Origin of the sequence: Kushneria konosiri, from assembly GCF_002155145.1 — a bacterium.
GTDB classification, from domain to species: Bacteria; Pseudomonadota; Gammaproteobacteria; order Pseudomonadales; family Halomonadaceae; genus Kushneria; species Kushneria konosiri.
Genome location: NZ_CP021323.1, coordinates 2,554,380 through 2,567,722, shown reverse-complemented (window position 1 = coordinate 2,567,722; position 13,343 = coordinate 2,554,380). Strand labels below are relative to the sequence as shown.

At 56.9% G+C, this 13,343-nt stretch carries 14 protein-coding genes; all 14 read right to left on the bottom strand.

Features of this window, described 5'->3' with window-relative positions; genetic code table 11:
• Nucleotides 1-4: 4 nt before the first annotated feature.
• Nucleotides 5-1,528, bottom strand: a complete 1,524-nt coding sequence (locus tag B9G99_RS11870; protein WP_086622341.1) for a lipopolysaccharide biosynthesis protein — start codon at nucleotides 1,526-1,528, stop codon at nucleotides 5-7.
• A 38-nt stretch (nucleotides 1,529-1,566) separates the two neighbouring features.
• The gene (locus tag B9G99_RS11865; RefSeq protein WP_086622340.1) at nucleotides 1,567-2,601 is read right to left on the bottom strand and encodes an ATP-grasp domain-containing protein; all 1,035 of its coding nucleotides are present in this window, start codon (nucleotides 2,599-2,601) and stop codon (nucleotides 1,567-1,569) included.
• Nucleotides 2,602-2,643: 42 nt separating this feature from the next.
• Nucleotides 2,644-3,144: a GNAT family N-acetyltransferase gene (locus B9G99_RS11860; RefSeq protein ID WP_086622339.1), complete on the bottom strand. Its 501-nt coding sequence runs from the start codon at nucleotides 3,142-3,144 to the stop codon at nucleotides 2,644-2,646.
• Nucleotides 3,141-4,226 carry a DegT/DnrJ/EryC1/StrS family aminotransferase gene (locus B9G99_RS11855; RefSeq protein ID WP_086622338.1) on the bottom strand — a complete coding sequence of 362 codons (1,086 nt, stop codon included), beginning with the start codon at nucleotides 4,224-4,226 and terminating at the stop codon, nucleotides 3,141-3,143. Before B9G99_RS11855 ends, B9G99_RS11860 begins: the two co-directional genes overlap by 4 nt.
• On the bottom strand, nucleotides 4,223-5,092 hold the full coding sequence (rfbA, locus tag B9G99_RS11850; RefSeq protein ID WP_086622337.1) for a glucose-1-phosphate thymidylyltransferase RfbA: 870 nt from the start codon (nucleotides 5,090-5,092) through the stop codon (nucleotides 4,223-4,225). The genes B9G99_RS11855 and rfbA overlap by 4 nt, the downstream gene beginning before the upstream one ends.
• A complete protein-coding gene (gene rfbB / locus B9G99_RS11845; protein ID WP_086622336.1) occupies nucleotides 5,089-6,159 on the bottom strand; it encodes a dTDP-glucose 4,6-dehydratase in 1,071 nt (356 codons plus the stop codon). The genes rfbA and rfbB overlap by 4 nt, the downstream gene beginning before the upstream one ends.
• A 464-nt stretch (nucleotides 6,160-6,623) precedes the next feature.
• Complete coding sequence (locus B9G99_RS11840) at nucleotides 6,624-7,082, bottom strand: DUF3429 domain-containing protein (protein WP_086622335.1); 459 nt, start codon at nucleotides 7,080-7,082, stop codon at nucleotides 6,624-6,626.
• 77 nt (nucleotides 7,083-7,159) lie between these two features.
• Nucleotides 7,160-7,582 (bottom strand): monovalent cation/H(+) antiporter subunit G, encoded by a 423-nt coding sequence (gene mnhG / locus B9G99_RS11835; RefSeq protein ID WP_086622334.1) that lies wholly within the window; start codon nucleotides 7,580-7,582, stop codon nucleotides 7,160-7,162.
• Complete coding sequence (locus B9G99_RS11830) at nucleotides 7,575-7,844, bottom strand: MrpF/PhaF family protein (protein WP_086622333.1); 270 nt, start codon at nucleotides 7,842-7,844, stop codon at nucleotides 7,575-7,577. Before B9G99_RS11830 ends, mnhG begins: the two co-directional genes overlap by 8 nt.
• Before the next feature lie 28 nt (nucleotides 7,845-7,872).
• On the bottom strand, nucleotides 7,873-8,346 hold the full coding sequence (locus B9G99_RS11825; protein ID WP_086622332.1) for a Na+/H+ antiporter subunit E: 474 nt from the start codon (nucleotides 8,344-8,346) through the stop codon (nucleotides 7,873-7,875).
• Nucleotides 8,343-9,848: a Na+/H+ antiporter subunit D gene (locus B9G99_RS11820; RefSeq protein WP_086622331.1), complete on the bottom strand. Its 1,506-nt coding sequence runs from the start codon at nucleotides 9,846-9,848 to the stop codon at nucleotides 8,343-8,345. Before B9G99_RS11820 ends, B9G99_RS11825 begins: the two co-directional genes overlap by 4 nt.
• A complete protein-coding gene (locus tag B9G99_RS11815; protein WP_086622330.1) occupies nucleotides 9,845-10,192 on the bottom strand; it encodes a Na+/H+ antiporter subunit C in 348 nt (115 codons plus the stop codon). Before B9G99_RS11815 ends, B9G99_RS11820 begins: the two co-directional genes overlap by 4 nt.
• A gap of 30 nt (nucleotides 10,193-10,222) precedes the next feature.
• Nucleotides 10,223-10,648 (bottom strand): Na+/H+ antiporter subunit B, encoded by a 426-nt coding sequence (locus B9G99_RS11810; RefSeq protein WP_086622329.1) that lies wholly within the window; start codon nucleotides 10,646-10,648, stop codon nucleotides 10,223-10,225.
• Nucleotides 10,645-12,948, bottom strand: a complete 2,304-nt coding sequence (locus B9G99_RS11805; protein WP_086622328.1) for a putative monovalent cation/H+ antiporter subunit A — start codon at nucleotides 12,946-12,948, stop codon at nucleotides 10,645-10,647. Before B9G99_RS11805 ends, B9G99_RS11810 begins: the two co-directional genes overlap by 4 nt.
• Between the last annotated feature and the right edge of the window lie 395 nt (nucleotides 12,949-13,343).

Sequence of the window (13,343 nt, the reverse complement as noted above, 5' to 3'; positions counted from 1 at the left end):
CTCTTCAGTGGGTAGCGCGGGCATGCTTTCTCTCCTGTAAACGGCGAAGGATCATGTCGCGCCCTATCGAGGACACCAGAGCGTTGACCATCAAGATGGCGATACCCATGGCGGTCAGACTGGCAAATATCCAGGGCCTGGACAGCGACCAGAGAGACAGCCCCAGCCATTGATAAAGCAGTAGCATCAACGCCGTGGCGGCCGCACAGGGCAGAATATCGCGGGTCATCCAGTCGCGATGGATGCCGGGGGCGAACCTTGCGTGTACGAAGGGCGTCCATAACAGAAATGACAGCAGGCGAAAGCCGCACCAGGCCACGGCCACACCGATGGCCTGCCACTGCCAGGCCGCGACCACCACCACCGGTACCACGATCAACACGGAAACCGTGTTGTAGATGACATGAAGCCTCAGGCGACCATGGGCATACTGGAGGTAATACTGGAAGGCACCAATCGCCAGTAGCCCATTCCCCAGTGCGTACCAGAACAGAATGGGCGCACCCCACTGTGCTGCCTCCATGTTGCCGGTCCAGGCATACAGCAGTTGCCCACCATAGAGCGCCACCATGCCGGCCACAGGCAGCAGCGTGGCCGCAATAAACTGTGAGGCTCGCCGGTAAAGACGCAGCATCTGCGCCTCCTCCTGACTGGCCAAAAGACCGGTCATGCGCGGCATCAGGGCGCGACTGATCGGCATGGTCAGCGTCATGATGGCGTTGGCCACCACCACCACCAGTGTGAAATAGCCGTACTCCGACAGCGGCAGAAACGATGACAGCAGCAGCTTGTCGAGCTGCGTCATCAGGACCCAGATACCGGCCGTATAGGCCACACCACCGGCAAAGGGCAATACAGGGCGCAGGACGTCCCAGGAAAACCCGTGCCACTGCTCGCGCCCGCCCAGCAGGCGGTAAAACATTCCTCCCAGTACCACAAGCTCCAGCATCGCAATGGCCAGCTGATATTCGAAATAGGCACTGGGTTGCGTGCTGACAAACTGCAGAATCAGCAGGACGCCGACAAACTTGAAAGTGGCGATCACGACATTGGCCACATTAAGCGAGACCTGACGCTCCAGCCCCTGAATACCACTTCGATATAAGGATGCCAGCCAGCGCATACCGATCATGAACCCCATGAGCACGATGCACCAGGCGACCTCATCATGCGACAGCGTCTTGACCTCAAGCCACTGGCTGGCAATCCAGTCGCTGCCCAGCACGATCGACAACACCATGACGACCGCCAGCCCCAGAAAGATAATTTCGAGACTGCGTACCAGCCGCCGCAGCAGTTGCCACTGCTCGCCCTGATGCGTCGCCGCTCTGGCCGTCTCGCGCGCCAGCGTGGGCGACATGCCCATGTCCAGCAGATTGAGCCAGGCCTGTAAAACGATGAAAAATCCCACCAGGCCGTAGGCTTCCTCGCCCATCCAGGCCAGGTAGAAGGGATAAACGACAATACCGACCAGCGTGGTGTAAAGCTGGCCGGCATAGTTGGCAAGCGCATTGGCCTTGACCGACACGACGTACTCCTGTCAAACGAAACCGCGGGGCATGTGGATCAGACACCACTGCCCGAGTCAGGGGCCTGCATGGGCACCAGCGCCTTGAGCCCGAAGGTACCCACGCGCGCTACGGCAGGCATCAGGGGGAGCCCCCGGGCCAGCTGTATCAGCATTTCAGGATAGTTGGCGCCGGCCAGATGCGAAAAGGGATACCCGCCACCAAAACGAGCGTTGAATTCAATCACGGCCAGCCGATCACCGCTGACCATGACATCGACATCCAGATTACCCACGTGTCCCAGCTGACGACCCAGACGTGCCCCCAGGCGCATCAGTTCGGGCATATCCACCACTTCAGCCACATCGGTCTCCCCCGAGCGCATGCGCACCTTGCGCTTGACGGTAGTGATCACGTGGTGGCCTTCAAGATCATTGAACACATCGAGCCCGTACTCCTGTCCCGGCACACCTTCCTGAATCAGCACGTCGCCATGGCCATCCCTGTCGATGACACGCGCTTCCATCATCGTGAGATAGGTTCGCGCAATGGCGCGGCGGGTATGCTCATGGAAAAAGCGCAGCTCATCGGCATCGCGGGCCACCTGCACACCGATGGACCCCATTCCCCAGCGGGGTTTTACGAACAATGGCCAGCGCACCTCACCGCTCTTGACGGCCTCCAGGGCCGATGACAGCGTCGACCAGGTGCGCGGACCATCAAAGCCGTGCTCCTGAAGAAAGACCCGGGTACGCCATTTGTCGTTGGCAATATCCACGACCGCCTCATTGGATACGGCCACCTGAATGCCGCGCTCGGCAAATCGTTCCCGGGCAGCGCTGAGAAAGGGCAGGTCAATATCAAACAGCGAGACCACCAGCTTGACCTCTTCCTTCTCTGCAATCTCGAGCAGGGCATCGATATAGCCGGCATCGTTGACCGGCGGTACCTCATAGGCGCGATCGGCACGCCACATACCATCGGTCATGGGGTCGCTATTGGCAGCAATAACACGCCCCTGACCGGCAAGCGCCTCACGAAAGTAGTCCACCAGATAGCCACGCCGGCCGACGCAGGACAGCAGTACGTTCATGAGTTCTCTCCGGAGGTGTCGTCGTGAAATGGGGGTATGGGGCTAGCGAGCATCATCAGAGCGGTCATTGAGCACCATGTTCAGCTGCAGCGACTCAACGCCCCACTCATTGGTTTCCACACGCTCCACCACAAACCCCATCTCTTCATAAAAGGCCAGAATCTTGCCGCGGTGCCACGTTCTAGCACGGAGATTTTGCATCCCGGCCTGCCGACAGGATTCAATGCCTCGGCTTAACAGGGGTCTGGCAATGCCACTGCCCCGATAATCAGGCAATACACCGATGAAGGTGGCATAGGCATTGTAATGTTCATAATCGTTGGCATAGCAGGCGATGGCAGCAACGACCCTGTCCCCATCGAGCACATAGTTGACCTCGGCCAGACTCAGCAGCTTGTTCACGTAGTCAGGCAAATGATGCTGCTCGGACAGAGGCGGTTCGAACTCCCTCTCCACCTGCTCGATAAAGCGTAAAAACGATTCTGATGAAACAGCGCGATCGCGATGGTGATAAAAGGCAAGCTCCTGGGCCTCTTTACTCATGCCGTCTCCAATAACAGGGCGTCTTCAAGGTGGTGCATGACCTGCTCGGCATCCTCCCGGGTCATGGCCACGAAGTTGGGCAGGCACAGTACCCGCGAGGCGATGTCCTCTGCCACGGGCATGTGGATGCCATTAGCTTCTACCGCACCGACAAGATTGAGCGCGGGATGAAAATAGCGACGCGGATGAATGTCCTGCTCGGCCAGATAATGAAGCACCCTTTCCAGCTGCGCTTCACTTTTAAGCATAATGGGATAATAGGCATGGTTGACCTCGGCCCCGGGAACCAGCTCAGGGCGCGTGATCGGCAGGCCATGACCGTCGATCCAGCGATCATAAATGCCGGCGATATGGGCGCGGCTTTCAAAAATATGATCCAGCCACGGCCAGAGCGCCAGCCCCATGGCCGCGTGTGCTTCCGACCCCTTGGCATTGATGCCGGCCCCACCGAGTTGCCCAAAGGCACGCAGCGACGCAATCCGCTCACTCAGCTCGGCGCTACGAGTGAATAGCGCCCCGCCTTCAATGGTGTGAAAGAGCTTGGTGGCGTGAAAACTGGTGATGCTGATGTCACCATAATCCAGCAGGCTGCGGCCCAGATGGTGCGAGCCAAACGCGTGCGCGCCATCGTAAATGACCTTTAAATCATGACGTCGAGCAATGGTCTCAATGGCTTCCACATCACAGGGGTGACCGTAGATGTGCGTGGCCAGAATGGCACAGGTCTTTGGCGTGATGGCCGCTTCAATACGCGCCGGGTCCAGCGTCAGCGTCTGTGGCTCGATATCAACAAATATTGGTTCAAGGTCTTCCCACAGCAGCGCGTTGAGCGTCGCCACAAAGGAAAACGGCGTAGTGATAACCTCGCCCTCCAGCGCCAGCGCCTTGAATGCCAGCTGCAGGGCCAGCGTGCCGTTACCCACGAAATGGCAGTGATCGATGCCAAGAAACTCCCTGAGGTGCGCTTCGAATGACTGCACCAAAGGCCCGTGATTGGTCAGCCACTGCCGGGAGAACATGTCATGGATATAGCGCTGGTACTCCGCCTCGGGAGGCAAAAACGGACGCGTAAAGGGAATCATGGCGACTCCAGTAACGAAATCATGTACTGGCCATAACCGTTTTTCTCCAGTGCTCGCCCTTCCGCCATCAGGGCATCACTGTCGATCCAGCCGTTACGCCAGGCGATCTCCTCAAGACAGGCCACCTTGTAGCCCTGTCGCTTTTCAATGGTTTCGACAAACTGGGCGGCTTCCAGCAGGCTTTCATGCGTCCCGGTATCAAGCCAGGCGAACCCGCGTCCAAGCAGCTCGACATTGAGGTTTCCGCGTGCCAGATAGGCCTGATTGACGCTGGTAATTTCCAGTTCTCCGCGATGGGAAGGCCGAACGTCCCGGGCAATATCGATCACGTCATTGTCATAGAAATAGAGGCCGGTCACGGCGTAGCGTGATTTGGGTGCGATGGGTTTTTCCTCCAGCGACAGCACCCGCTGCTGATCGTCAAATTCCACGACGCCGAAGCGCTCGGGGTCTCGCACCTGATAGCCAAAGATCGTGGCACCGGTCTCTCGCTCGACCGCGCGCTTGAGGCGTGGCACAAAACCGTGCCCATAGAAAATGTTATCGCCCAGAATCAGACAGACATTGTCATTGCCAATGAAGGATTCGCCGATAAGAAATGCCTGGGCCAATCCGTCGGGGCTTGGCTGGGCGGCATACTCGATCGATATACCGAAACGGCTTCCATCGCCCAGAAGACGCTTGAAAAGGGGCTGCTCAACAGGGGTGGTAATGATCAGAATTTCTCGAATACCGGCCAGCATCAGTATCGACAACGGGTAATAGATCATCGGTTTGTCATGGATGGGCAGAAGCTGTTTGGACACTCCCAGTGTCAGCGGATAAAGCCGCGTACCGCTGCCGCCTGCCAGAATAATGCCCTTCATGAAGTGACCCCCAGCCCCTGACGCTGGCGCGTCTGCTCATTTTCGACGCCCTGACACCAGTCACCATGTGCCACGAACCAGCGCACGGTTTTTTCGATCCCGCTCTCAAAGCTTTCACGGGGCTGCCAGCCCAGCTCGCGGCCAATATGAGAGGCATCAATGGCATAGCGACGATCATGGCCTGGGCGATCCGGCACATGGGTAATGAGATCGTGAAAACGGCTGATGCCGTCGGGATGAGGAACCTCCAGACGTTCGAGTACATCGCAAATGGTGGTGACCACATCAATATTACGACGCTCTTCGTGGCCGCCGATGTTATAGCTGGTACCGATTTTCCCCTGCGTCATGACCATATGAAGGGCACGAGCATGGTCCTCGACATACAGCCAGTCACGAATCTGATGCCCCTCGCCATAGATCGGAATATCGCGGCCCTGGAGCGCATTGAGAATGACCAGCGGGATCAGCTTTTCCGGAAAATGCCACGGACCATAATTGTTCGAGCAGTTCGTGATCAAAGTCGGCAACTCATAGGTTCGCTGCCATGCGCGCACGAGATGGTCGGCGCCTGCCTTGCTGGCCGCATAAGGAGAGCTGGGTGCGTAAGCCGAGGTTTCGCTGAAGGGTTTGGCATCCGCCGCCAGGTCTCCGAAGACTTCATCCGTTGACACGTGATGAAAGCGAAAGCGCTCGCGCTGCTCGCCCTCAAGACTTTCATACCAGCATCGCGCCGCTTCCAGCAGATTAAAGACCCCCACGATGTTGGTATCGATAAATACCGCCGGCCCGTCAATGGAACGATCTACGTGCGACTCTGCGGCCAGATGCACGACGACATCCGGTTGCCAGGTCGAAAACACACGATCCAGCGCCGGGCGATCACGGATATCTACCCTCTCCAGGCAGTAACGTGGGTCATGTTCAATATCCTTTAGCGTGGCGGTATGCCCGGCATAGGTCAGGCAATCAACATTAACGATGCGACACGTATCGTGAGCGATGAGATGGCGTATCAATGCCGAACCGATAAATCCAGCACCTCCGGTGACGATTACTGTCTGCATGGTGCGTTATCCCTTGATCTCATATCACCACCCTGAAGTTGTGAGCAGGTATGGCTTGAGACGGTATTTGTCCTTGTCAGCGAGCCTTTGACGATACTTTTAATATCAGATTTATTTTAATAAATAAAATCTCAAGAAGGCGCTAATAACCTGATAATTATTGAGGATAGTCAAACGAAACGTTTAAATGTTGTGCCGAAACTGCCGTACACCATGGTCTCTCAGCATGCATATAAAAGAGTGTCATTTAATCCAGGACAAAGCATGAGATGTTTTAGTTATTACCATACAAAAAAACGCCCTCCTCAATAATGGGAAGGCGTTTTAATGGCTTTCGGCCTAATCGATATTTTAACAAAATTAATGCTTCAAAAAATTATTCAGGTAAAAACAAGCTGAATAAACATCCTTGTTATTTAGACGAAAGTCTTTCAAACCAGCATCACCCTTCTCCGGTTAAACAACTATGTCAGTGTCAACAATGCCAGAACGGAAAGATGCGTAATCACCACCACCACCGTCAGCAGGGTCCGCAGCGAGGTATACCAGGAGGGCAGACGTTCGACGCTGTCCGCCTGGGCTTCATAAAGGCGAATCAATAAAAACCCTGTCATCAGTGCCAGCAGCGCAAACCGGGGACTGAGCATTAGTGCCGGCCAGGCCAGTAGCGATGGCGCCATGGCCACCACCATACGGGAGCTGAAGTGATGACTGCCTTCATGATCCAGACTCATCGCCACACCCCAGTGCACACCGCCCAGAAACGAGAGAATGACGGCGCTATAGTAGAGAAAGGCCTTGAAGGCAACGGCCTGCCACCCCGGCACGGAAAGCACGATAACAGCGGCAAGCCCTACAAAGGGGATCAGTCCGGCAATGCCCAGAAGCCAGGGCAGCGGCGCAAATTTTTTTCCAGACAGCATGGCAGGATCAGTCTTCAGAAAGTGGTGATCACAAGCATAGCAACGCCCGGTGGCGGGCGATATCTCGAGCCCCGGGGTCAACCTCCTTCCCGGCGGCCTTTATCCTCATGATGCGCCGTTTCATCCGCCCCCTTTGCCGGCTTTTTCAGACCACTGTGCAGGCGGTGGCTCAGTGGATTGTAATTGGGCCGCAGCTCATCCTTGAGCGTGCCCTTCCATAGCTCGATCCCGACAAAGTAGCCGGCACGGCCGATGGCATGGGCCGCGACCGGTGCTGTCATCAGGACAAAAAAGGTAATGGCGATTGTTCGGGCAAACACCACCTCTTCCAGAAAATGCAGGGCGACGCCTGCCATCAACAGCATGACCCCGAGCGAGGCGCCCTTGGTGGAGGCATGCATGCGGGTCAGGAGATCCGGCAGCCGGACAACGCCAAGCGCAGCAATGAACATGAAAAGAGAACCGGCCAGCAACAACAGCCCCTGAAGCAGTTCAATCATCTCGACGCCCTCCTCGTTCCAGAAAACGGGCAAACCCGACAGTCGCCAGAAAGGACATCAGAGCCACAACAATGGCGACATCCAGAAAGCTGGTTTCATCGCTTTGCAGCGCATGAACGCCAATGATTCCGACGATGATCATCGACAAAAGCTCCAGCGCCACGACCCGGTCCGGCAAACTGGGGCCGATCACAAGACGCACGAAGCACAGCACCATGGAAACGGCCAGAATGGCAAAACTTAGATGGATCAGTATCTGCATGCGTCCCTCGCCATATTCACGATTATCGTCATCGCAGCACCGCCAGCGCTCGGCGCTCCATCTCGCGAAGATCTCCTCTTAACGCCTGCTCGTCATCCAGAAACATGGCATGAATGAACAGCACCTGACGATCATCGGAAATATCCAGGCTCAGCGTCCCCGGCGTCAGTGAAATCAGATTGGCCACAAAGGCAATCTCAAGGTCGGTTTTCGCCTCCAGCTCGAACGCGATCACACCGGGGGTCATGTGCCATGGCGGCGTAATGACATCAAAGGCAACCTTGAAATTGGCCATGAACAGCTCACGCAGAAAATAAAAGACGAAGGAGATAATCCTTGGCAGACGGGTACCGTAGCCTTTCAGACCAGGCAGCTGATTTTGCAACAGCAAGATGACCAGATACCCAAAGACCAGACCGGTCAGCATGCCCCCCATACTGAAATCACCACTGAGCGCGATCCACGCCACTGCCAACAGCAGATTGGATAAAAGCCCGATCATGGCTGCTCTCCCAGTACGGCATCGATATAGGCCTGAGGATTCAGAAGTTGCGCTGCCGAGGCCTCTGCCACATCGTAAAGAAGCTGACCGTTGAGCCCGATGAATACCGTGCATCCGGCCAGTCCCACCACCGGCAACAGCATCAGCCAGAGATGACGCTGGGACAGCGGCGCCACTTTCAAGGAAGGTGCCTCATCGGGTGATTTTTTCCAGAACACCTCGGCCCAGATCTTGGTCATTGAATAGAGCGTCAAAAGCCCGACCAGCAGAGCAATCACCGTGATACCCACATGGCCAGCCTCGATACTGGCGCGAATCAGGACAAACTTGGCAAAAAAACCTGACAGCGGGGGGACTCCAGCCAGTGACAGCGCCGGAATCAGAAAGAGCACGCCCAACAGCGGCCAGGCCTTGTAGACGCCGCCCAGCTGCTTGAGATCATGAGTGCCCTTCAACCGATAGACGACCCCGCTGATCAGGAACAGGTTGGTCTTCACAATGATGTGGTGAAGGATATAAAACACCCCACCGATCAGCGCCAGCGGTGTGAAAAGCGCCAGACCCATGAGCATATAGCCAATCTGACTGACAATATGAAAGGAGAGAATACGGCGGAACTCGAACTGGGCCGCAGCACCCAGAACGCCGGTCAGCATGGTCAGCCCCGCTCCCCACAGCAAAATCTCGTGGGTGTAATCCACCGACTGATTGAAAATCAGCGTGAAGACACGAAACAGGGCGTAGACCCCCACCTTGGTCAAAAGTCCGGCAAACAGGGCCGACACCGCCACTGGCGGGGTGTGATAGGCCGCCGGCAGCCAGAAAAACAGCGGAAAGGCCGCAGCCTTGATGCCAAACGAGATCATGAACATCACCGCTACGACATCGATCAGCGTGTTGTCCTCGACCAGCGCCACGCGACGTGCGATATCGGCCATATTGAGCGTGCCCAGCAGGCCATAAAGCAGCCCGACAGCGCTGAGAAAGATCACCGATGACAGTAGATTCAGCGTGACGTATTTGATGGCTCCTTCCATCTGGGCACGCTCGCCACCCAGAATCAACAGCGCGAAGGACGCCAGCAACATTACTTCAAACCAGACATACAGATTGAAGATATCGCCGGTCAGAAAGGCACCCGCCACTCCGGCCAGCAAAAGATGCATGAGCGGATAGTAGCCAAAGGTTTCGTGGCCTCTTCCGATGGTCGGCAGTGAATACACTGCAACGGCAAAGCCGATGATACCGGTCAGCACCACCATGATGGCGCTCAGAAGATCTGCCACCAGCGTGATGCCAAAGGGCGCGGCCCAGCCGCCGGCATTCATGATCACATAACCCTGCGACTGAACGCTGGCAAAGAGCCAGATACTGGTCGCCAGCAGCGCGGCCGTACCGGCAATACCAATTAGCCGCTGCATCATGCGCGAGCGCCAGAACGCCATCGACAGCGCCCCCGCCGCCAGGGGGATCAGTATCGGGAGAGCGACTTCAGGGTTCACGTGTCGGTATCCTTCATCTGGTCCATGTCGTCGACCCCGACGATCTGATAGGCACGACGAATCAGCACCACGGCAAACGACAAGACACCAAAGGCAATCACGATGGCGGTCAGGACCAGTGCCTGCGGCAGCGGGTCAGCAATGACCTCTCCCAGCGGGTCGCCGTTCATGGGAATCAGGGGTGGGGCATCGCGCGTCATGCCGGCCGTGGCGAAGATCAGCAGATTGGCGGCGTTGGAAATCAGGATCAGTCCGATCACCAGCTTGACGATGGATCGTCGTAGCATCATGTAGATGGCCGCGGCGTAAATTACGCCGATGACCACTGCCATTATGGGTTCCATGCAATGCCCTCCCCGAATGGTACGCGCACGTCATGCTTCATCCTTGTCGACCTCCGTCAGGTTGATCACGGCCGTCAACACTGACCCAAGCACCACCAGATAAACGCCGATATCAAAGATCAGTGGTGTAGAAAGCTTGATTCCGAGCCCGGGAATCTCCCACCACTGGGCGGTCAAAAACGCCTGCCCCTGCCACCAGGCCGGAAAGGCCGAGCCGATTCCCAGCAATAACCCGAAACCAATACAGTCTCGCGGGTCCACTCGCAGTAGACGCCGGGTAGCCTGAGGACCATTGACGAACTGATGCAGCGCAAAGGCACCTGCCACGACCAGGCCTGCGATAAAGCCGCCACCGGGCTCATCGTGACCGCGCAGCAGCAAAAACAGCGAGAACAGAATCTGTAGCGGCACCAGCGTTTGTGCAGCGACCGAGAGAATCAGCGTGCCTGCTTTCATGGCGTCTTCCTCTCTTTTGCCTGCAATCTGAGCATGGCCAGCACACCGATGGCCGCCAGAGACAGCACAAAGATTTCACCCAGGGTATCGAGCGCACGAAAATCGACCAGAATCACGTTGACGATGTTATGGCCGTGACCCAGCGGCACGCTGTTGTCGATCATGTACTCCGAGATGGAGGTAAACAGATGGCCCTGTCCCAGTATTGTCAGAATCAGAAGGGTCATGAGCCCCCCCGTAAGCACGGCCACCAGCATGTCCCGGACCCGCTCCATCGGCGTCGACAAATTCGAAAACTGCGGCATCCGAAACAGCACCAGAATGAGCAGAATGACCGTCAGGGTCTCGATCAGAAGTTGCGTGATGGCCAGATCCGGCGCACTGAACAGCAAAAAGATCAGCGCGATGCCAAAGCCCATCACGCCTGCCGCGGCCACGGCGGCCAGACGTGAGCGCATCATGCAGGCCACAATGGCACTGGCCGCCGTCACCATCGCCACCACCATCTCCTGTAGCCGTACATCCAGCGCCAGATCAAATGCCGGGCCATGACGTACCAGCAGCGTATAGCCGGTCAATCCCGTAAAACTGAGAAGCGTCAGGATCAGATAGTTGCGCATGTAGCCACTCTGGAGCAGGCGTGTCTGCCACTGCGCCACGCGGACCAGCAGATCCATCAGTTTCCAGTATCCGGCCTCCGGGCCGCGATCCAGTACCGGACTGAACCGATGAATTACGCTTCTCACGCCCGGCCATCGCCAGCAAATCATCAGCCCGACACACAGGCTGGCCAGCGACATCATCAGCGCCGTGTTAATGCCATGCCAGAGATAGAGATCCGACACTACCTCGGTGCCCATGACTGCCGTGGCGGCTGCGTTCAAAAGACCGTCGCCCGCAAGCCATGGCATGACACCCAGCACCAGCGATAGCCCGGCCAGTACACAGGGGCCTGCCAGCATGGACAGCGGTGCTTCGTGGGGCGTTTTTGGCGTTGTTTTGAGCGCGCCGAAAAAGGGTCTCAAGGACACAATTGCCGCGGCGGCGACCACCAGCATGGAGGCCAGCAGGCTCATGCCGATCAGGAAACCGGTGAAGCGAGGCGCATCGAGCACGGCTTCAAACATCAGCTCCTTGGCGACAAACCCGAACAACGGAATCACGCCGCCCAGTGACAGGGCGGCCACGAAGGCACAAAGCGCCGTCACCGGCATGGCTCGACGCAGACCGCCCATTTCATCAATATCCTTGGTACCTGTTTCATGGTCGAGCGCGCCCGCCACCATGAACAGTGCCCCCTTGTAGAGTGAATGCGCGGTCAGAAAGGTCACAAAGGCAATCATGGCCGCCTTGCCACCGATCCCCAGCAGCATCGTCAGTGTGCCCAGCGCCATGACCGTGGAGTAGGCCAGCACTTTCTTGATGCCGGTATAACGAATCGCCAGAAAGGCACCCACAACCATGGTGATCGCCCCAATGACACAAAGAAGGGTCATCCACGCTTCGGTGCCGCCAAGACCCGGCTGGAGACGCGCCATTAGATAGATTCCGGCCTTGACCATGGTGGCCGAGTGCAGATAGGCCGACACCGGCGTCGGCGCAGCCATGGCATTGGGCAGCCAGAAATGAAACGGAAACTGGGCCGACTTGGTGAACGCCCCGCCCAGAAGACACAGCAGCATCGGTAGATAGAGAGCATGGTTACGAAGCGCGTCGCCACTGCCAAGCAGCGTTTGAAGCGACCAGCTGTCGCCTGCCACATTGAGAAGAATCAGACCGCTCATGAGCGCCAGCCCACCGGTGAAGGTGACCAGCAACCCCTGAAGAGCCGATTTCCGGGCGGCAGCATCCTCATGGTTGAACCCGATCAGCAGGTAAGAGGTGATGCTGGTCAGCTCCCAGAAGACGAACAGGGTCATCAGGCCATCCGCCATGACAACGCCAAGCATGGAAGACATGAAACACAGGATCAGTACATAAAAGCGGGCAAGCTGAGGGTGACCATGAAGATAGCCACTGGCATAGAGAATGATCAGTGTCCCGATACCGCTGATCAAAAGACCAAACAGCAGCGATAGGCCATCCAGCCAGAAACTTAAGCTCAGCCCAAGGCTCGGCGCCCAGGCCTGCTCGAAATAAATGCCGCCCGATTGCAGTACGGCCGGTGCCAGCGAAACCAGCCAGACAGCAATACTTGCAGGATAAAGAGCCAGCACCGCACCGGTACGAGTGCCGAACCAGCGGGATAGAAAAGGGACAAGGATGGCCAGCGCAAATCCGAACAACACGGCAATCTGCATGATGTGCTCTCTCCTTGTGTTACCCGAAGGGACGATATTGTCGTCTTTTGCGGCATCGTGGATGCCGCTCACATCCTTGCCTGTTTATGGAAGAAAGCAGCAAATCGGGCCTGGTATGCTATGGTAGGATCACATTACAGCGGGAATGACCTGCATTTTTCAATCATTTAACCTTAAGATTCCGGCTTGACAGTGAAAAGGCCTCCAGGGCGTCACCGGGGGTATTGCCAGCACGTCATCTGCAAGGGAGAATCGCCTAACTGCTTGATGTCGTTGCACAGCGCAACATTTCGCAAGGGACCAATAACAAGGGCCGACCCCATGGCGGGAGGCGGCTTCCCGCCCATGGCGGGTATCTGTTCGATATCTCTGATCGGCCCTGCAAGAAATCACTG